Here is a 19,553-nt window from a genome sequence, read left to right as displayed (position 1 = left end):
ATGAATTTTCAACAAACTTTAGCCACATTGGCGTCGGTGGAACATTTAAAAGGCTTGATTGTGCTGGATAAAACAGGGGAAACGGTGCTGAGCATTCCCGCAATCGAAGGCAAACTCGGCTCGCTGAAAGTGTACAATACATTGGCGATGCGCTTTACCGAACTCAACAGCACGGCAGCAAAGGCTGGCTTGATTTTATTTGCAGAACACGTTGACGACGCCAAACGCCGCCCAGGCGCCCATCCTAATATTGATTTTTTATTGCAAGTGGTCGAGCATGATCTTTGCTTTAAAATGCAACCCCTTAGCCGACGTTAGGAGGCATTATGTTTACATTTGAATACTACAACCCAACCCGCATTGTTTTTGGCGTGGGGCAAATTGCCAAGCTCGACACACTCGTGCCCGACAATGCACGCGTGCTGGTGCTATACGGCGGTGGCAGTGCTAAACGCACAGGCACACTCGATGAAGTGAAAACCGCACTGGGCAGCCGCTATGTGGTGGAATTTGGCGGAATTGAGCCAAACCCTGAGTTTGAAACATTGGTGCGCGCCGTGGACGTGATTAAGCAAGAAAAGCTCGATTTTCTACTGGCCGTCGGCGGTGGCTCGGTGCTGGATGGCAGCAAATTTGTCGCCGCAGCGGCTTGCTTTGACGGCGACCCGTGGGAGATTGTGACCTCACGCGGTGCGGTGGTGAAAAACGCTTTGCCGCTGGGTACGGTGCTGACTTTACCAGCTACTGGCTCTGAGATGAATAACGTGGGCGTGGTGAGCCGCAAAGCACTCAAAATCAAACAAGGATTTCGCAACACCGCACTTTATCCACAATTTTCCATTTTAGACCCCGCCAAAACGCTCACCTTGCCGATGCACCAAGTCGCCAATGGCATTGTCGACGCCTTTATTCATGTGCTTGAGCAATACCTCACCGAACCTGCTGGTGCTATGGTGCAAGATGCTTACGCTGAAGGGCTTTTGCGCACGCTGCGTGATTTAGGCCCGCAAATTATGCAGCACCCGGATGACCTTGATCTGCGCGCGAATATGATGTGGTGCGCCACCCAAGCGCTCAATGGACTAATTGGCGTGGGCGTGACGCAAGATTGGGCCAGCCACCAAATCGGGCATGAACTGACCGCACTTTATGGATTGGATCACGCGCAAACCTTGAGCATCGTGCTGCCAGGGTTGTGGGCAGAACTCAAAGATCAAAAACGCGATAAATTGGTGCAATATGCCCTTAATGTGTGGGGCATCCGCACAGGCTCCCATGAGGAGCGTGTCAGCTCGGCGATTGCGCAAACGGAACTGTTTTTCCAACAAATGGGTATGAAAACTCGCCTATCGTACCACGGTTTAGATAAAAGTGCGGTTGATGACGTGGTCGCCCAGCTTGAAAAACACGGCCAAGTGGCTCTGGGTGAAAAGCAAAATATCACCCCAGACATCGCCCGCCGCATCCTTGAACGTCGGGTGTAACGTAAGGGGGCTACAGTGGCGAGACAGACTCTCAACAGAAAACGATTGGCTCAAATGGGCATTATTCCGTCCTTTTATGATGGGCGTGGGGTGAAGTGCAAGCCAAGTCCATTGGTGGTGAAGTCTATTTTGGTGTGCTTGGGCGCGGGGGAAAACCGCACTTTGCTGCCGTCGGTTGTGGTGTTTTATGCCGATCAGCCGAAAGAAATTCGTTTTGCCAGCCATAATAGCACGCTATACGGGCAGTGGCGACTGACGTTAGAAAACGGACAGAGCCTGCAAGGGCGAGTGAAAAAAAGTGGCATAAAACTGCCACGCGACCTACCCGAAGGCTATCATCAGCTGAGCGTAAAGTGCGGTCGGCGAGCGTTGCAAAGCCGCATCATTATCGCCCCACGGCGCTGTTATCAAGCCCCCATTTTGCAAAGCCAACCATACTTGTGGGGTACGAGCTTGCAGCTTTACACCCTTAAATCTGAGCGCAACTGGGGCGTGGGCGATTTTTCAGATTTGAAGGCATTTATGGACGAATTTCACCGCCACGGTGGCGATTTTGTAGGGCTTAACCCCACTCATGCGCTCTTTCCTGCCTTTCCTGAAGCCGCCAGCCCATACAGCCCCTCATCACGCCAGTGGTTGAATATTATTTATATTGATGTCGCCTCCATTCCTGAATTTGCTCAAAGTGCGGTGGCAACGGCGTGGTTGAATTCGCCTGAGACGCAAGCGAAGCTGGCCCAAGTGCGTGAGACAGACTGGGTGGATTACACCCAGGTGATGGCGTTGAAACTCGCAGGGCTGCGCTTAGCGTTTGAGCATTTTAACACGGAAGCCTGTGAATCGCGCAAAGCGCAATACCGCACTTTTGTCCTTCAAGGCGGTGATAGTCTGCGCGCGCAAGCGACCCTTGATGCCATGCTTGAACACTTTGCGCCACAAACCAACCACGGTTGGAAAAGCCTGCCAGCGGCGTTGCATGATTTTCATGCACCCGCCACGCAGGCGTGGATCGCCAATCATCAAAGTGCGGTCGATTTTTACGCATGGGCGCAGTGGGTGGCGGCGTGCCAGCTTGCTCAATGCCAAAGCCATAGCCCAATGCGCCTTGGGCTTTATCGAGATTTGGCGGTGGGTGTTAGCCCAGTGGGGGCAGAAACGTGGCATAATCCAAACGCTTATAGCCTTAAAGCCACCATTGGGGCGCCACCTGATGCCCTTGCCCCACAAGGGCAAAATTGGTGTTTAGCGCCCTTTAACCCTAACGCACTCAAAGCACAAGGCTTTCAGCCTTTTATTGAAATGTTGCGAGCCAATATGCGCGATTGTGCGGCGCTGCGCATTGATCACATTATGTCACTGCTGCGCTTGTGGTGGATTAAACAAGGTGAAAGTGCGGTCAATGGCGTTTATGTGCGCTACCCTGTGGACGCACTGCTGGCGATTTTGGCGCTTGAAAGTCAGCGCCACCAGTGCATGATTATCGGTGAAGATTTAGGCACCGTGCCGAAAGAAATTCAAAGCAAACTGCAACGCGCGGGGATTTTTTCCTATAAGGTGCAATATTTTGAATTTGACGTACAAGGGCAAAGCCGTGCGCTGGGCGATTATCCGTATCAAGCGATGGCAACCTTGAGCACCCACGATTTGCCAACCATTTATGGCTACTGGACGGGCAGCGACATCACAATGGGGCAAGCGTTTGGCGTGTTTCCGTCCGAGCAGGTGCGCAAGCGCGTGCAATTTGAGCGCCGTTATGCCAAAGCGAAAATTCTCGAACGCCTGCAAGAGGCGGGCGTAGCGCTGCCAAACGGCGTGAATGCTGAGCTGGATTCCTCTTGCCCGAAAGCGTTTGCCTATGCGCTGCAACGCTATATGGCGAGCGTGAATAGCGCATTATTAACGCTGCAAGTGGAAGATTGGTTGTTGATGGAAAACCCCGTTAATATTCCTGGCACAGATAAAGAATACCGCAATTGGCGGCGCAAACTCAGTGCCACCATTGTGGAGATATTTAATGACCATGACGTGCAAACGTTGCTGGCTGACATCGGCCGCACACGGCAAGCAAAGTGCGGTTAAAGCGCTTGCCTGCCCAAAGGCAACTTTATAAAATAAGCCACATAATAAAACACAACATAAAGTAGGAACTCAATATGAAAATCTCTGTCATCGGCGCAGGCGCAGTCGGCGTTGAAATCTGTAATTTTGTCTTAAATTTAGGTGAATGTAGCGAGCTGGTGCTCGTCGATCTCAACCGTGAGCGCTGCCAAGGCGAGCAAATTGATTTTAGCCACATGAGCGCGCTGACATTCGCCAAAAACACGCAAGTCGTGAGTGGCGATTATCCTGATACAGCCGGCAGCGATATTATTGTCATTACCGCAGGGGCGCAAATCAAAGTGGGGCAAGATAGGCTTGATATTGCGCAAATCAACGCCAAAATTGGCGTAGACATTGCCCGTGAGCTAGAAAAATATTCCCCGAATGCTATTTTAATTGTGGTGACTAATCCGTGTGATATTGTCACCCACTTTATCACTTGCAATACCCACTACCCGCGCGAGCGCGTCATCAGTGCAGGTTGCGTGGTGGACAGCGCACGGCTGATGAAATTGGTGGCCGATAAAGTGCAAATCGACCCGAAAAATATTTTCGGCTTTATCTTGGGTGAACACGGCGCCAACAGTATTTTACCGTGGAGCTTGATGAACATTGCTGGGCAAAAAGTGGAAGATTTTTGCCGCAATAATGGCTACCCTATCATTGACCCTGTCGAGCAGCTTAATGAAGTGAAACAAGAGGGCCTGCGCGTGTTTGCCATGAAACTCAACACCAACCACGGCATTGCGGCGAGCGTGTTTCGCATTATTCGGGCGATCACCATCAACGAGCATTCCGTGCTGCCTGTCGCCACCACGCTCAACGGAGAATACGGCATTCACAATGTTGCAATCAGCGTGCCGATGATTGTCTCCCGCGTCGGCATTGAAAAAATCCCAACCTACACCTTCACCTCACAAGAAATGCAAGAACTGCAACAATGCGCAACAAACCTGCGCAGCGTGGCTGAAAATGTGGCATTGCAAACAAGCCTAAATGTCGATCTCTAATCTAAAAAAACCGCACTTTGAGAAAAGTGCGGTTTAAGAACATTAGAATGATTTACTGATGTTAATGAATACATCATTTTTGTTGTATTGATAAATCGTATAGTTACTCTTAACACGGGTGTGCGTCCATGTCAGTTTTGGCGTGAATCCTTTATAACTGAGAGCACTATGCCCAAAAGAGAGCATGCTTGTCAGCTCTTTATCACGTTGACGAATATCAAAAAATAATGCTTCTTTGTGTTGTTTATCGGCATAGCCAACAGATGCATTAGTGATAAGTCCATTTTGCCATTGTTTGCCCCAGCCGAATCGAATTGCTTTGCGGTGATAAGATTCTGTATCTTCTTTTGCATCCTTAATGCCATAATCGAGTGCAACATTCCAATACTGCGTATTATCAGGGAAATAGGTTAAACTGTTTGTGATATAATGAGAACGCCCTTCATTGGCTCGGTTATAGCTGTCATTATAATGAGTATAACCATAGTTGTAATAGGCACCGTATTTTAGCGCATTTGTCAGCCAATAACTAAACGAAATTAATCCACCATAAGTGTCACTGTATTGTTTTAACGCATCACCACCATTTAATCCACCACCATAAAATCTTTTAGAAAAATAAGGTTGTAATGAGATATCCAGTTTTTCATTAGCATAGCCGTATCCCATGCCTGCATCAAACGTCATTTCATTATATTTTTTATTATTCCAGTAATATTTGCTAGATAATCCTGAATTAAATAAAAGATATTGTCCTTGTGGTAAAAACCATTTTTTATCCGTATTTAGGCTAAGCGATAGCCCTTGACCATGCTGACGTTCTGATTTATAGATAAGTTGTCTATCATCTGGGAGAGTCCAAACGGTGCCTGGCTTAGCCGTTTGCCCAAGATTGCGGTCATTAAGGAAATTTCCTTGCACATAGAAATTCCAAGCGTGCAGTTCATCAATTTGATCTAAATAGTGTTGATAGACCTCATTATCTTGCTTAATATCACTATTATTGAGCAAAGTATGGAATTGCTGATTGGCTTCATAGTAGTTTTTATTATAAAAGAGCGCATTGGCATATTGAAAACGGATAAAATTATTATTAGGAAAACGTTGAATAAGGGCTTTATAAGCTGAAATACCTTCGCTTAAGTGCTTATCTGCTAATAAAATGGCATTAGCCCACTCGATCAATGATCGATCGCGTGTAGGAACCTGCTCATATAATTTTACCAAAACAGGTAGAATAGGTTTATTTAATTTAATCAGTGATTCAACAAATAAACGTTCTAAAATAGCAGGATTTTCTTTTAGTTGTTTGCCCGTATAACGGATCACATCATCATTTTTTTGCTGAAGAGCAGCATTTTGTTGTTTCTGTTCTACCGTCTTTTTTAACGCTTGGTGTTCTTGTTGAAGACTGTAGTTTTCGACAGCATTGTTTTCAGGTTGCCGAACAGCTGTGTTTTGTGCAAGTGCGGTTGATGTTAGCGCGCTTAATATCGCCAGATAAAGCAAAGAGATTTTAGTCATACAACGTCCCAATTAATAAATAAACAGCCCCCAACGGGAGCTGTTTAATTTGAGTAAATCCTTAATTATGGATTCACAGTAGCATTTTCAATTTGTTTTAAAGGATTCAATGGCTCAGGTTTTGGCTGAGGTTTTGGTTGAGGTTTAGGCTGTGGCGCAGGCTGGGCTTTTGGAATATCACCAACGTATTCTGCACCAAATACAGCACCCCATTTTTTATCCGCATCACCATTTTTACTTGCAACTGCACCACCCAATTCGGTGTTAGTTACCTTATCGTTACCAAATAGTGTAGCTTCAAATGTACCTGCTTTATTTGCAGCTTTAGCATCAGCATAAACCAGTTCTGAAGTACCATTTTTCACATTACCATTAGCTTTTAAATCACCTTTAAAGGTAACAAGCGTATCTTTAACTTGTTCTTTTTTCACTTCAAAGTTGTTGTAAAGCTCACCTGTTACAGAGCGTTTCGCCAAATCTACAGTTGCACTAACGTGAGTACCACTAATAAGTTTTGGTGCATCTTCAGGTTTAACACCTTGAAGTGCGGTTGGCGCATTCACATTCTTTTCTACTTTTGGTTCGTGGAAATTGTTATCCAAACCGTAAGTCACAGCATGACCTTGATAGCTTAATACGCCTTCTTTGCCATAGCCAAATTCTTTTAATTTTGCACCTGTGGTATTATCGACACCACGATAGAAGTAGTTATCTTCTTTACTGTCTTTATTGAATTCAGAGTAGTCAACAACATAGGATTTAATATCCTTACCTAAATTAACGCCTCGTTTAAATTGACCATCTAGACCTTTATCACCGTGTAATCCACGTTGTTTCGCATCTAATTGCGTAGTTACACGACCATATTGAACGTTTGTCAGTTTACCGTCTTCGTAACGTCCATCTTTAGCATCAACTAATGGCAAGTTTGCAGCATCTTTTGCCATAGTGCGGTTACCGTAAACTTCCGCAACTGATTGGTCATTTTTCGCTTCGTCAGCTTTAATTCGACCCGCTACACCAGTGTAATCTTTACGGCCATCTTCAAAGACATAAGCAACTGCGGTTTTTCCGCCTTTTGTTGCAGTCTTAGTAATATTGCCAAGTTCATTTTCTACTTTGTCACGTTTCTCGCCATTTAATGTACTTTCATTAACATAGACATGCTCGAGATTTGCTTTACCGTCTTTTTGTGCTGTGAAATCAAAATCTTCCACATAAGCAACCACTTTTCCACCTTGTGTTGGTGCAGCGATAACCAAAGTATCTAAACTTTTTTCAGGATTTTGTACTTGCATTCCTGAAAGGGTACCCGCTTCTGAATTGCGAGCAGGTGCGCGGCCGTCAACGATAAAGTCAGAGTTTGTTTTGCTGACAACTTTATAACCTACATCAGAATTTTGTTTAGCTTCATTTGCTTCAGATAATGCTTTAGCTTTTGCGGCAGCTTCTTCAGCAGCTTTGGCCGCTTCACGAGCTTCTTTCTCTGCTTTTGCTTTTGCATCGGCAGCAGCTTTTTCTGCAGCTTCTTTTTTAGCTTTCGCTTCAGCAGCGGCTTTTTCAGCTTCCGCTTTAGCCTTAGCTGCAGCAGCCGCAGCTTCTGCTTTTTGTTTTGCAACTTGTTCTGCTGTTGTTTTAGCAGGTTCTGGATTACTATTGTCATCGCCAGATGACCCACAGGCTGCTAATAGAACAGAAGCAGCAACTGTAAGTGTAAATTTTAATGCGTTGTCTTTTTTCATAACAATAAGTTCCTTAACATTAATGAACTATTAAAAAATATTAAGTCAGATAAGCGCTGAATGCTTACAGCATAAGCACTTTGCTCTTGCACCATTAAATGGTCTCTGGCATTATATCCCCCCCCCCCCCCCCCGACTTTGTCAAGAGCTGATTTGCAGAAATCTCGTGATATACGTCAAGTTTTTAAGCGAAAAGAATTGCGTTAAAATAGTGTTTTATTCATTCTTACAACTTACTTGATGATGACGTATTAAATAGACAGGAAGTAAAAATAAAAAAACCGCACTTTGAGAAAAGTGCGGTTTGATGTCAAAGTAGGTTGAGATTTAGCCACGTACGGCAATCACTTCAATTTCAACGCCAACGTCTTTTGGCAGGCGGGCCACTTCAACGCAGGAGCGCGCTGGGTAGCTTGGGTGGTTGTTTTCTTGGAAGAAGGCTTGATATTCCGCATTGACGGTGGCGAAATCATCCATATTTTTTACAAATACGGTGGTTTTGATGATGTCTTTCACCTGCAAGCCCGCTTGTTCGACGATGGCTTTCACGTTTTCGAGAGATTGGCGTGTTTGCGCTTTAATGCACGCGGGCACGTCGCCTGTTTGTGGGTTGACGGGAATTTGCCCAGAGGTGATAACCAGATTGCCCAAATCATAAGCTTGTACATAAGGGCCGATGGCCGCTGGGGCTTTTTCTGTATGAATAACGTTGCTCATGTTGTTCTCCATGTCGTGATAAAAATCAAAAGTGCGGTCACAGCTCGCCGAGGGTGGCGACCATTACCGCTTTAATGGTGTGCATACGATTTTCTGCTTCGTCAAATACGATAGACGCGCGGGATTCAAAAACGTCATCGGTGACTTCTAAGCCGTTTAGTCCATATTGTGCCGCCATGGCTTTGCCGATTTTGGTTTCGCTGTCGTGAAATGCGGGCAAGCAGTGCATAAATTTCACATTTGGATTGCCAGTTAAGTCCAGCAATGCCTGATTCACTTGATAAGGGCGCATTAATGCAATACGCTGCGCCCAAGCCTCCATCGGCTCACCCATTGATACCCATACGTCGGTGTAGATAAAATCGACGTCTTTCACGCCCGCTTCAATATCTTCCGTGCAGGTGATTTTCGCCCCCGTTTGCGCCACGATATCGGCGACTTCGTCTAAAAGTGCGGTTTCAGGGAAAAAGGCTTTCGGTGCCACCAAGCGCAAATCCAGCCCCATCAATGCTGCGCCCTCCACAAACGAGTTGCCCATATTATTGCGCGCATCACCGAGGTAGGCGAGTTTCATTTGATTGAGTTTTTTACCCTCGCCGTGCTCGAGCATCGTGAGGAAATCCGCCAAAATTTGAGTGGGGTGAAATTCGTCGGTTAAGCCATTCCACACGGGCACGCCTGCATGCTGCGCCAGCGTTTCGACCAAGTGCTGCCCAAAGCCGCGATACTGAATGCCGTCATACATCCGCCCAAGCACGCGCGCGGTGTCTTTCATTGATTCTTTATGCCCGATTTGCGAGCCGCTCGGGCCGATGTAAGAAACTTGTGCCCCTTGATCAAACGCCGCCACTTCAAAGGCACAGCGGGTGCGGGTGGAAGTTTTTTCAAAAATCAGTGCGATATTTTTGCCTTGCAGCGTTTGCTGCTCGCGTTTGGCTTTTTTGTCTGCCTTGAGTTTGGCGGATAGCGTCAAAAGTGCGGTGATTTCATCAGGCGTGAAATCCATTAAACGTAAAAAATGGCGGTTTTTAAAGGCATGCAAGTTCACAATTTCTCCCCCGATGGCAACTAAGATTTTGAAAATTGTACCATATTCTCACGCAGAAACTACGCTTGTGTAAAAATTTAACCGCACTTCAACCAAAGTGCGGTCACACTAAGCATGCAGGTATTGATAACACCATTTTGTTCGCGAAAACATAAAAGCATTACTTTACCCTTGTGCTATTCAGTGATAATCTTAACTTATCTAATGAATCGCGCAGATAGATTGTCATTTGTAGTGAGCCTTATTTGAGTAGTTATCTGGAATCCGCTAAAGCCTTAGTCGCACAGTTGGATCAGCGTCGTTTTCAGCGTGCGCTTGATGGCAACTCGGCGGAGTTTTGCCATGTTTTTCAACTCATCACACTGCTGCTCGACCTCAATCACCCTGCGCTGCCAGGTTTTGTCAGCGGTGCGCCAGCTGGCATTGCTGATTTCACCCTTAACGAATATCAACGCCACTATCTGCACTCCACCGCACCGAATAGCACTTATCCTGATGATTTTCTTGCAGCTTGCGCGCGTGAGCCAACTCATCCGCCAATTTTAGGCGTGTATGCTATGGGTAGCACAGGCTCGATCACGCAAAATAGCCAATCGGATCTGGATATTTGGGTCTGCTTAGCGTCACAGCTGGGCAATGCCGAACGTGCACAGTTATCACAAAAAACCGCACTTTTGCAAAAATGGGCGCAGGCGATGAAAGTGGAGATGAACTTTTATCTGCTGTCTGAAAACCATTTTCGCAACACCACTTACTCCACTGTGCTCAGCACCGAACACTGCGGCAGCAGTCAATACGTGTTGCTGCTGGAAGAGTTTTACCGTTCCGTAATCCGCTTGGCGGGCAAGCCGCTATTGTGGTTGCATATGCCAATCAACAATGAAGAATATTATGACAAAGCGGTGGAAAAATGGATTGAAGAAGGCAAGATTGTGCGCGATGAGTGGGTCGATTTTGGTGGGCTTGGTGCACTGTCGGCGGATGAATATTTTGGTGCTACCTTGTGGCATTTGTATAAAGGTGTGGATTCGCCTTATAAATCGGTGATCAAAATTTTGTTGCTGGAAACACTGATGGCGGAATATCCGTACCCCACATTGATTTCGAAGCAGTTTAAACAGCAGCTGCTCTCAGGCTTGCAACCCGATCACTATTTTGATCCTTATTTGGCGATGTTGCAAAAAGTAAGCACCTATTTACAGTCCATTAATGATCAATACCGCTTAGATCTGGTGCGCCGCTGCTTTTACATCAAGGCCAACCGTGATTTTGCCCACGCACCGTTGCAAAAAAGCTGGCGTTATCAACAGCTGCAACAGTTTGCCCACCAGTGGCACTGGTCCGCGCGTGATGTGCAGATGCTCAATCATCATGGGCATTGGAAAATCAAGCAAGTTAACCGCTTTTATCACAGCCTAGTGGCCGTGTTTATGCAAAGCTATCGCAATTTGATTACCTTTGCTCGTCGGCAAAAAATCTCCGCCGACCTAATGCCAGAAGACATCGGCATTTTAACGCGCAAACTCTACACCGCGTTTGAAGTTTTACCAGGCAAAGTCACCCTGTTTAACCGCCAAATTGTGGATAATATGACCGAAGATCACCTGATGTTTGTGGAAGTGCGCAACTCAAGTGCGGTTAAAGATGGCTGGTATTTATTCAACACCGCACCCAATCATATCGTCGATTCCCGTGATCGTTATGTGGAATACGCACCGCACTTAGGCAAATTGGTGGCATGGGCGTATTTCAACGGGCTGTTGGGCGCAAAAACACGGCTGTATATTCGAAGCCAAAGCGTAAGCTTGACAAAATTACAGCAATTTGTCACCGACTTGCGTTTGTCAATCACGCAATCGGCACCACCGCCGAGCAATGATGACTTCAGCCACCCTTGCGAGTTGCGCCATCTGTTTGTAGCGGTGAATCTCACTCACGACCCTACCGAACAGATCGTCGGTAACGATCGTCGCAGTGTGCAGTCAAATGATTTATTTAATTTTGGGCCAGAGCAGACATGTTTGCTTGGCAGCATGACGTTGATTTATCGCAACCGCTGGAATGAAATTCGCACACTGCATTTTGAGGGGCAACATGCGATTTTAAATTGCTTGAAAGCCTTGGCGCATAAAGTACATTGCAGTGCCTCGCCACTGGAAAGCGTGCAGGTGTGCTGTTACAGCAAGCGCTACCGCGATGAAATGCTTGCCACCACCGCTAAATTAGTGGATAAATGTATCCGCGCACAGGTGAGCATGGTGCTAAACAAACGTTCGATTAATCGCTTGCAAGTGGCGGGCAAGGTGTGGAATTTTTCCTACGAAACCCGCGGGCTGAAAATTCAAGAAGACGGTGTTGGCACGTTACCCGATGATAGTGCGCTTTTGGTGCAAAATCAAAGTCAGAATAAATATCACTTTCCTATGGCGATTGGCGATTTTGCCAGTGAAGGCTTTTTGCAATTTTTCTTTGAAGACAACCGTGATGGCAGCTTTAATGTCTATATTCTCGATGAGCGCAACAATCCTGAAATTTACTACCGCTGCAAAGATGAAAAAGAAGAAAAAATCAAAGAGATCAATCGTCTTTACACAATGGAGCGCTTTAACAGCACTTCACAAACCGACAGTTGCAGTTTCAATTATCCACAATTTTATCAATTAATTTATGATAACCACGGCAACGAAAAAATTGTGCCGTTTCGCAGCCAGCAACACCTGCGTTTTCAAGGCAGCGAGAAAATTACTCCCTTGTATGTATAAACGCGTTATAATACCTCATAAATATAACAACAAATGGAAAGCATATGTCACAACAATACCGCACTTTAATTATTGATGACCACCCATTGATGCGTCGCGGTATGACGCAGTTGCTCGAACTAGAAAGCGAGTTTGATGTGGTGGGGGAGGCCAGCAATGGGCTTGAGGGCATCCGCTTGGCCCATAGCCTCGCACCAGATTTGATTATTCTAGATTTGAACATGAAAGGGCTTTCTGGGCTTGAAACGCTACAACAGCTGCGCAAAGATGGCATTGATGCACGGATTGTGATTTTAACCGTGTCTGATGCTAAGGCTGATATCTACGCACTCGTTGATGCTGGTGCCGATGGCTATCTTCTCAAAGACAGCGAGCCTGAATTATTATTAAAGCAAATTCAACAAATAGCACAAGGCCAGGTGACTTACAGCGACGAGGTGCAAGCGCTTTTGCATCAACGCCAACACTCCCCAGAGCCCTTGCTTTCGTTAACCGATCGTGAAGGCGACGTACTAGAGCTGGTTGCCAAAGGGATGTCGAACAAACAAATCGCCGATATTTTGTTTATCTCGGAAGAAACTGTCAAAGTTCATATCCGCAATCTCCTGCGCAAACTCAACGTCAACTCCCGCGTCGCCGCCACCGTGCTTTACTTGCAATATAAAGGCGTTTAAAAAACACAAAGTGCGGTTAAACCGCACTTTTACTTTCTACAGCTTGAATACTCTCTTTTAAAATTCGAATAACCGTGTCCGCACCGCTACGGTTGGGATTGATGCGGATTAAGGTTTCTCGTGCATTAGGGTCTTGTGCCAAAAATGTGCCAGAGACGCGGTAAAACAGCGGCGGCAGTTCATATTTTGATTCAGCGCCTACGGGGTAGCCTAGTGCACCCAAGTGCGAGGCGTGTTCAATCACCGCAGGGGCAATCGGTTTTGCCAATTCTACAATCACCACTTTGGATTGCGCATTAACGATATAGGCATTTTTCACCTGTGGGCATTCGCCTTGATTAAGCCGCTCGACAATTTGCTCACCTTGGCTGGCGGCGATAGCGTGCATCACGGGGGCAAACACCATGCCACGGAGCACCGCAAGTGCTTGCCAACCTTGAATTTGGCAGCCACCAGAATAGAGCGTTTGCTTGATAGCGTCGACCGCACTTTTTACCCCCATCGCCACGCCAACGCCTTCAGGACCGAAGAGTTTAAAACTGGAAAATGTCGAGAGTGTTGCACCCAATTCGCAACCAATGGCAGGCACTTTGAGTGTGGCATAATTATCATCAATCAGCGTGCTCACGCCGTGTTGTGCGCAGTGTGCAATCACTTCTGCCAGTGCGTAGCTGTCTTGCGGCCGTTGGCGCGTGTGTTGAATAAGTGCGGTGCTTGGCTTATGCAAAGCTAACGACTCATCCAGCGCGCTAAGATTGTTGAAATCCGCCTGCACCACCTTGCAGCCAAGTTGTTCTATGCTCACTTTGCTTGTGGGGTAAATCGGCGCTTGGTGGACTAACAGTGTTTCCTCACGTGTGAGTAACGCATTGAGTCCAGCGCGCAATGCCCCCGTGCCTGCACCTTGTAACAACACCGCACTTTCTGCATTGAAAAACGCTGCCAACACCTGTTCAACCCGTGCAGTGGTGGCTGGTTGATTTAAGCCTGTGGCAAGCCCTAAATCAGCGTGCAGAAATTGGCTGTTGGGGAAGTGGCGTGTGATGCAATCCACCAGCGCAAATTGCTTGGCTTGCGCTTGTTCGAGAGTGAGGCTAGTTAAGGGATAAGCGTGCATTAAATGGCTCCCAAAATGTGGTTAGGGTTATCTTGTAACACAATCAGCATATCGCGTTCGCTCACACCGCGCTCATAGAGCAGCGGCAAAAAGTGGGTGAAGAGATAATCATAGCCAATGCCGCCGTGGCGTTTGAGATGTGATTTGCGCGTGATGTCCATCGACAGCAATAATTGGCGAGCAAAACCGCACTTTATCGCCTCGCTGAAGAGATCGGCACGCAGTTCATCACTTTGATATGCCAGCTTGCCAATGGTATCAAATTCCACCCATGCGCCACGTTCTAGCAAGCGAAATAGGTAATCGCGATCACCGGCCAAATCGGTATGTCCTAAAATGATTTTTTCGGCACGCACGCCATAGCGGGCGAATAGATCGAGCTGCTCCAGCCCAAAGCGCCCTAGCGAGGTATGGGTGGTGATAAATTTGCCTGTGGCAAGGCTGGCGAGCGCCGCGGCGTGCAGTAGCTTTTGCTCATCGGTGTTGATGCACTCAAAGCCACTGCCGACCTCGCCGATGATCTGCGCTTTGCGAGTATAGCGAGCACCCGTTTCATCACTCAGCCCGCGTTCAATTTCGGCAATAAAGCGCTCGGCGAGCTGCTCGGCACTTAAGGTGTGAAACCAATCAGGCAGGAACGGTGCTTTGTAGCAGCCCGTGGCGGAGACAACCTTGACCGCACTTTGCTGCTCCACCGCTTCCACATAGGCAATGTTGCGCCCCATGCCAAGGTTGGTGACATCGACAATGCGTGTCACGCCATGGCGCTTGAGCGCGCGCAGCTCGTCGACCTGCGCGTCAAGGTCATTTAAAAAGCAATCCGAATTTTGCTTGACCGCACTTAGGTCTAAGTGCAGGTGCTCGTGCATGAACGTCAAACCCATATTAGCCTAACCCCACAAGTGCCAAAATATTGGCGACAATGCCCACCACAATGGTGGCAATTGGCCCGATTGCCATTTCGACCAGTGGGCGTTTGGACGTGCGGTTTAACAGGTAAATTGCCGCCACAATCATAAATCCCATACCAGGCAAAATGGCGTTGGAGGCAATCATACCGCCGACGAGCAGCGCCACTTCCAGCATTTTAGTGATCGCGGTGCGGATGTGGTCGCCACAGGCTTTCACGCCTGGGTATTTATCGAGCCAAATCGCCACGCTGGCCAGCAGTTTTACCTCAAGCAGCATAATCACACAACCTGCCACAAAGGCGAGAATTGGGTTGTCGATGGCAAGCCCTGCCACGAAAATAAATTTCATGCCGTCAGGGGAGTAAACACCAGTTGCAATCGCGGTGGTGCCTACTAGTGGGATAAAACTTACCGCACGGGCAAGGGCAACAAGCAGTGCGGAGGTTTGTTGATCTTGTGCCATTAATTGCAGTGACACAGGGCCTTCTGCCAGCAGGCTATAAGGCATAGAGGCGGCAATGGCTGTCAAACCACCGCTTAGCGCCAAGAGCCATTTGTGTTTTTGAATGCGTTGAATCCGCTGTGAAAACAAGCCCACGAGCATTTCATTGGCGCCTTTTTCGCCCTCAGCTTTCGGCGCAGAGCGCTCACGCATGGCAAAATAGAACATCGCAATCATCCCAAACAGCAGTGCCATACCGTTAGGGTCAATATTCACAGGCTTGCTGTCAACATCAAATTGCACGCTGCCCAGCGATTTGGTCAACAAATATCCCAACAGGGTGGCAATCAGTACCCAAATGCCTTTTTTATAACCGTATTGATAACCAATCACCACTGCTGGGAATATGGCAAAACAGGCAATAATTGGTGCGCCGACTTTGCTTAATTCATTCATAAAATCCACAGGCATCATCGCAAACAATTCCACAATGCCTTTTAGCCCAGCTAATAGTGCCATGCCGTACAATGCACCGATGATGCCTGAGGCGATAAAGCCCTTGCGGTTATCTGGCGTCCAGGTGCCGATCACATCGGTGCCAAGCAGCAGGCTATGAACCAAAATAATCGGTGCGGTAAGTGAAAATGGGATGCCAAAGCCAATCACCAGCCCAAAGCTCAAAGCAAAGCTACTAGCCGCCAAGCCCTTACGGCTCATTCGCCCTTCTAAATATTCAGGCACAAGCGGGCGCAGCCCATCGTGAAATACGGCGATGCCTTTGTTTGCCATCATGGCTGAAATCGCGCCAATAAGTGCCATTAAAATCAGTTTATCCACAGGTATTGCCAGCAGATTGTGTACAAATGAACCGTCCATAATGCCCCCGTCGTATTGAAATGATCAGCCGTTGATAATGTGTTTCACCAATATTGGCACAACCGTGTCAATATCTTGCCCTGTAAAACCAAAGGCGACTTTATCGGCGCGCACTTGCTCAGCAATTTCAGCCTCACTTAGCACCTTGCCTGGCATACCAATAGTGGCACATTTGTCTGCTCCGAGTAGTGCAATAGCCATCGCTAACGCCCCACCGCCGCCCGTGTTGCACGCGCCGAAATAGTAATCCGCCTCGCCTGACTTTATTGCCATGGCAGCTTCAATGTCGCTTTTTTGCGTGATCTGCGCCACCACACTATGCTTTGCAAACGCCACTTCTAACTGCTTGGCAAGATGTTCTTTTTCAATTTGTCCGCCAACAACCACTCGCATAACTCACTCCTTTTCTCCGATCAATGATAAAAATGATGTCCCACTTTGCGGCGCACGGGCATTGAAAAACGCACACGCACTGGCGCCCACATCGGCCAGTGTTGCGCGTTGACCAAGCGGGGTTAAAGTGCGGTTTTGCTGATAAATGAGCAGCGGCACTTTTTCGCGGGTGTGCTTGCTATGCCCAATGGTAGGATCGTTGCCGTGATCCGCCATCACCACCAGCACATCTTGCTCACCCATGGCCGCCATAATCCGCCCTAAATACTCATCAACTAAGGCAAGCCGATTGGCATAACGTGCCACATCTTGGGCATGCCCTGCTAAATCAGTTTCTTGAATATTGGTGCAAATGAACGCCGATTGCGGCATGTTGACGTGTTTTAGCGTCAAGTTTAAGATCGTTTCACTGTCCACCAATTTTTGGTAATTGGTGCCGTGGGGGTTGGCAACAATGTCTGCCACCTTGCCCACCAGCACCGTTTCAATCCCAGCGTCATGCAAACACGCTGGCGCTTGAGTATTGGCATCTACGCCATAGCCCATGTGCACTACTTGAAAGCCTGCGTCATAGGCACCTGATTTTGGTGCGTTGATGCCGACAAATTTCTCTTGCTTGACTTCAAGGGCGGCGAGGATTTTCTCACGCGTGGTTAAGCCACCAAAGGCAATGACACGCCCAACGTTGGCAATATCGCGCACAATTTGCCCCACTTGGCAAACGGTGTTAAAACTGACCGCACTTAGGTTACCCGTGATGTTGTACACCTGCCCCAAATCTGCCTCGAGATTATCGCCAATCGCGATGTTGTCGTTCACCCACAGCCAGTGCAGACCGCACTTTGTGCTTTTTCGCTCAACGGAAAAGCCTGCCTGCAAAAGTGCGGTTTCCACCTGTGGCAAAATGGCAGAAAATGGCATCACCAGCGGCGATTTCGGGCGTGTACCCATAATTTCTTGGTGCCCCATAAAGGTGTCGCCCCCTTCGTGAGCCAATAGCGCGGTGCCGTAAATGGCATTGCTTGACAGCGCCATGCCATTGAAAGGCTGCCCTAAAATATTCATTAGACCAAGGTCTGCCAAATTGGGCAGCCTTAAGTGCGGTTGCGCTTGCAAAATATGCACGCAGGTATTCGCACCAATATCTTGCGGGCGCACTTTCGCCACGTCGGGCATTTCGCCCACGCCAAAACTGTCGATCACAATGACGATATATTTTTTCATTCGATTATCCTTGGTTTCGGATTGCCTAGGCTGTCAAACAGCCCAATTAAGGCGTTGTCAGCAGGCTTTGAAGTATCCACAATCGCCACATCGCTGCGCGTGGTGAAAATTTGGGTACGAAAACACATCACCACCGGCTCGCCCACAGCAAAAGTGCGGTCTAACGTGAAGGTGTAGTCAATGCTGCTGTCATCGACGGGCAGCACTTTGGCGGGCTGTAAATTTTCGCCGATCAGCGCATTATGCAAATGTCCACGGCGGTAATAGCCACCACCAAAGCAGTAACTATGCTCGCCCACGTTGTGGGAAATTTCACTTAAATAGAGCATTGCAATGCGCTCAGGGCTGTGGCCGTCGGTGTTGGCTGGCGTGGTGCCCGTGAGCGCGTGCCCTGGCTCACCGTGGGTGGCGCCAAGGCGTGCGAGCAGCGGCAAACTCTCGCAGCAGGTGAGCGATGGCGCATTAATGTGGCGCACATTCACCCCCAGCTCGCGCAATTTCGCAACCGTTCTCATCAGTGTGTGTGCATTTGCTGTCAGCGCGATTTCACCGTCAAACAAACAACACGGAAAATGGGTCGCGCCGACAATATCAACCCCCGCCAACGCTTGCAGTTGAGGCACCACCTGCTCAAGGCTGTCAAAGGCAAAACCCCCTTCTTGCCCTGAATAAATGTTGTCGCCCTGTGCATATACTTTCAGCAAAATCGGCTGTACTATGCCTAATTGCTGCGCGCAGTAGCTGATTTGCTGCGCTTTCTCAAATGAATAAACCGTGATCACCTCAGGGCGCGCACGCAAAAGTGCGGTCAACAACGCTTGTGGGGGTTGCACCAAATGCCCGAGATGCGCCACGGGCAAATTATGTTGCAAATAGTGCGCCGCCTCTTTGAAATCCACCGCCACAATGCCCGCCAAACCGCACTTTAGCATTTCGCGGCATAACAACGGGTTGCGCCCAAATTGCTTGCCCATCACATAAAGCTTTAGCCCCAACTGTGTGGCAAGGTGCTGCATTTTGCGTGCGTTGTTCAACACTGTTGGCAAATCAATCACATAGGTGTCGGGCAAAATGTCACCGCGCTGCCACAGTGAAAGTGCGGTGGCAATGAGCGATGGATTTTGTGCACGCAACGCATTAATGAACACGGTTAACCTCGTCAATCAGGTGTGGCTGCGCGTCGCACAACGCCCCTAAGCCTGCCCACAAATAGCTTCGCTCAGCTTGGCTGAGCTGGGTTTGGCACTGATTAAGCAGCGACTGGCTAAGCCGTTCCACCTGCATAAAGTGCGGTTCTTGCTGTAGCTCGGCAAGTAGCTCTTCATCTAGCGGTGCTTCAAGAGCATTGCCTTGTTGAGCGCGCTCCAGCGCCATTGCGATATGTGTTACCAGCATTACCACTTGATCTTGCTCAGTATCAACCTGCCACTTTTGTAAGGTTGCAATCACGTTATGGATATCATGCACAGTAACCTCGCTGATGGTGCCTGATTGTGCTAATAATTGAATGCGTTGGTCTAAATTCACAA

At 48.0% G+C, this 19,553-nt stretch carries 17 protein-coding genes; 6 read left to right on the top strand and 11 right to left on the bottom strand.

Annotated features, from left to right (window positions below; all coding sequences use genetic code 11):
* From HPC38_RS04050 to HPC38_RS04035, 4 genes are all read left to right on the top strand, one after another.
* Complete coding sequence (locus HPC38_RS04050) at positions 1-318, top strand: DUF2322 family protein (protein WP_208119986.1); 318 nt, start codon at positions 1-3, stop codon at positions 316-318.
* Positions 319-326: 8 nt separating this feature from the next.
* On the top strand, positions 327-1,484 hold the full coding sequence (locus HPC38_RS04045) for an iron-containing alcohol dehydrogenase (RefSeq protein WP_208119985.1): 1,158 nt from the start codon (positions 327-329) through the stop codon (positions 1,482-1,484).
* A gap of 15 nt (positions 1,485-1,499) precedes the next feature.
* Complete coding sequence (gene malQ / locus HPC38_RS04040; RefSeq protein ID WP_328805226.1) at positions 1,500-3,563, top strand: 4-alpha-glucanotransferase; 2,064 nt, start codon at positions 1,500-1,502, stop codon at positions 3,561-3,563.
* 74 nt (positions 3,564-3,637) lie between these two features.
* The gene (locus HPC38_RS04035; protein WP_208119984.1) at positions 3,638-4,594 is read left to right on the top strand and encodes a lactate/malate family dehydrogenase; all 957 of its coding nucleotides are present in this window, start codon (positions 3,638-3,640) and stop codon (positions 4,592-4,594) included.
* 42 nt (positions 4,595-4,636) lie between these two features.
* Here the strand turns inward: HPC38_RS04035 and HPC38_RS04030 are convergent, their stop codons facing one another.
* From HPC38_RS04030 to argF, 4 genes are all read right to left on the bottom strand, one after another.
* Positions 4,637-6,118, bottom strand: a complete 1,482-nt coding sequence (locus tag HPC38_RS04030; RefSeq protein WP_208119983.1) for a surface lipoprotein assembly modifier — start codon at positions 6,116-6,118, stop codon at positions 4,637-4,639.
* Positions 6,119-6,183: 65 nt separating this feature from the next.
* Positions 6,184-7,860 carry a HupA family protein gene (locus HPC38_RS04025; protein WP_208119982.1) on the bottom strand — a complete coding sequence of 559 codons (1,677 nt, stop codon included), beginning with the start codon at positions 7,858-7,860 and terminating at the stop codon, positions 6,184-6,186.
* 327 nt (positions 7,861-8,187) lie between these two features.
* Positions 8,188-8,577: a RidA family protein gene (locus HPC38_RS04020; RefSeq protein ID WP_208119981.1), complete on the bottom strand. Its 390-nt coding sequence runs from the start codon at positions 8,575-8,577 to the stop codon at positions 8,188-8,190.
* 37 nt (positions 8,578-8,614) lie between these two features.
* Positions 8,615-9,619, bottom strand: a complete 1,005-nt coding sequence (argF, locus tag HPC38_RS04015; RefSeq protein WP_268932820.1) for an ornithine carbamoyltransferase — start codon at positions 9,617-9,619, stop codon at positions 8,615-8,617.
* Positions 9,620-9,870: 251 nt separating this feature from the next.
* On the opposite strand from argF, the gene HPC38_RS04010 reads away from it, so the two are divergent.
* Positions 9,871-12,387, top strand: a complete 2,517-nt coding sequence (locus HPC38_RS04010) for a class I adenylate cyclase (protein WP_208119979.1) — start codon at positions 9,871-9,873, stop codon at positions 12,385-12,387.
* 44 nt (positions 12,388-12,431) lie between these two features.
* Positions 12,432-13,061 carry a response regulator gene (locus HPC38_RS04005; protein ID WP_208119978.1) on the top strand — a complete coding sequence of 210 codons (630 nt, stop codon included), beginning with the start codon at positions 12,432-12,434 and terminating at the stop codon, positions 13,059-13,061.
* 16 nt (positions 13,062-13,077) lie between these two features.
* Here the strand turns inward: HPC38_RS04005 and HPC38_RS04000 are convergent, their stop codons facing one another.
* From HPC38_RS04000 to HPC38_RS03970, 7 genes are read right to left on the bottom strand one after another with little or no spacing between them, the layout of a single operon-like run.
* The gene (locus tag HPC38_RS04000; protein ID WP_208119977.1) at positions 13,078-14,178 is read right to left on the bottom strand and encodes an aminotransferase class V-fold PLP-dependent enzyme; all 1,101 of its coding nucleotides are present in this window, start codon (positions 14,176-14,178) and stop codon (positions 13,078-13,080) included.
* Positions 14,178-15,062: a phosphotriesterase family protein gene (locus HPC38_RS03995; RefSeq protein ID WP_208119976.1), complete on the bottom strand. Its 885-nt coding sequence runs from the start codon at positions 15,060-15,062 to the stop codon at positions 14,178-14,180. Before HPC38_RS03995 ends, HPC38_RS04000 begins: the two co-directional genes overlap by 1 nt.
* Before the next feature lies 1 nt (position 15,063).
* Positions 15,064-16,407 (bottom strand): YhfT family protein, encoded by a 1,344-nt coding sequence (locus tag HPC38_RS03990; RefSeq protein ID WP_208119975.1) that lies wholly within the window; start codon positions 16,405-16,407, stop codon positions 15,064-15,066.
* 24 nt (positions 16,408-16,431) lie between these two features.
* Positions 16,432-16,800 (bottom strand): DUF2620 domain-containing protein, encoded by a 369-nt coding sequence (locus HPC38_RS03985; RefSeq protein ID WP_208119974.1) that lies wholly within the window; start codon positions 16,798-16,800, stop codon positions 16,432-16,434.
* Positions 16,801-16,803: 3 nt separating this feature from the next.
* Positions 16,804-18,024: a phosphopentomutase gene (locus tag HPC38_RS03980; RefSeq protein WP_208119973.1), complete on the bottom strand. Its 1,221-nt coding sequence runs from the start codon at positions 18,022-18,024 to the stop codon at positions 16,804-16,806.
* Complete coding sequence (locus HPC38_RS03975; RefSeq protein WP_208119972.1) at positions 18,021-19,172, bottom strand: alanine racemase; 1,152 nt, start codon at positions 19,170-19,172, stop codon at positions 18,021-18,023. The genes HPC38_RS03980 and HPC38_RS03975 overlap by 4 nt, the downstream gene beginning before the upstream one ends.
* Positions 19,162-19,551, bottom strand: coding sequence for a PRD domain-containing protein (locus tag HPC38_RS03970; RefSeq protein WP_208119971.1), 390 nt, complete (start codon positions 19,549-19,551; stop codon positions 19,162-19,164). The genes HPC38_RS03975 and HPC38_RS03970 overlap by 11 nt, the downstream gene beginning before the upstream one ends.
* Positions 19,552-19,553: the final 2 nt, after the last annotated feature.

The sequence above is a fragment of the Spirabiliibacterium pneumoniae genome (genome assembly GCF_014884995.1).
Classification (GTDB): Bacteria; Pseudomonadota; Gammaproteobacteria; order Enterobacterales; family Pasteurellaceae; genus Spirabiliibacterium; species Spirabiliibacterium pneumoniae.
This window is presented reverse-complemented; position numbering and strand designations above follow the sequence as displayed.

What these genes read in the sequence shown, in the direction of transcription:
- HPC38_RS04050 (WP_208119986.1), top strand. Translation starts at nt 1, where the DNA reads ATGAATTTTCAACAAACTTTAGCCACATTGGCGTCGGTGGAACATTTA.
- HPC38_RS04045 (WP_208119985.1), top strand. Translation starts at nt 327, where the DNA reads ATGTTTACATTTGAATACTACAACCCAACCCGCATTGTTTTTGGCGTG.
- HPC38_RS04035 (WP_208119984.1), top strand. Translation starts at nt 3,638, where the DNA reads ATGAAAATCTCTGTCATCGGCGCAGGCGCAGTCGGCGTTGAAATCTGT.
- HPC38_RS04030 (WP_208119983.1), bottom strand. Translation starts at nt 6,118, where the DNA reads ATGACTAAAATCTCTTTGCTTTATCTGGCGATATTAAGCGCGCTAACA.
- HPC38_RS04025 (WP_208119982.1), bottom strand. Translation starts at nt 7,860, where the DNA reads ATGAAAAAAGACAACGCATTAAAATTTACACTTACAGTTGCTGCTTCT.
- HPC38_RS04020 (WP_208119981.1), bottom strand. Translation starts at nt 8,577, where the DNA reads ATGAGCAACGTTATTCATACAGAAAAAGCCCCAGCGGCCATCGGCCCT.
- HPC38_RS04005 (WP_208119978.1), top strand. Translation starts at nt 12,432, where the DNA reads ATGTCACAACAATACCGCACTTTAATTATTGATGACCACCCATTGATG.
- HPC38_RS04000 (WP_208119977.1), bottom strand. Translation starts at nt 14,178, where the DNA reads ATGCACGCTTATCCCTTAACTAGCCTCACTCTCGAACAAGCGCAAGCC.
- HPC38_RS03995 (WP_208119976.1), bottom strand. Translation starts at nt 15,062, where the DNA reads ATGGGTTTGACGTTCATGCACGAGCACCTGCACTTAGACCTAAGTGCG.
- HPC38_RS03990 (WP_208119975.1), bottom strand. Translation starts at nt 16,407, where the DNA reads ATGGACGGTTCATTTGTACACAATCTGCTGGCAATACCTGTGGATAAA.
- HPC38_RS03985 (WP_208119974.1), bottom strand. Translation starts at nt 16,800, where the DNA reads ATGCGAGTGGTTGTTGGCGGACAAATTGAAAAAGAACATCTTGCCAAG.
- HPC38_RS03980 (WP_208119973.1), bottom strand. Translation starts at nt 18,024, where the DNA reads ATGAAAAAATATATCGTCATTGTGATCGACAGTTTTGGCGTGGGCGAA.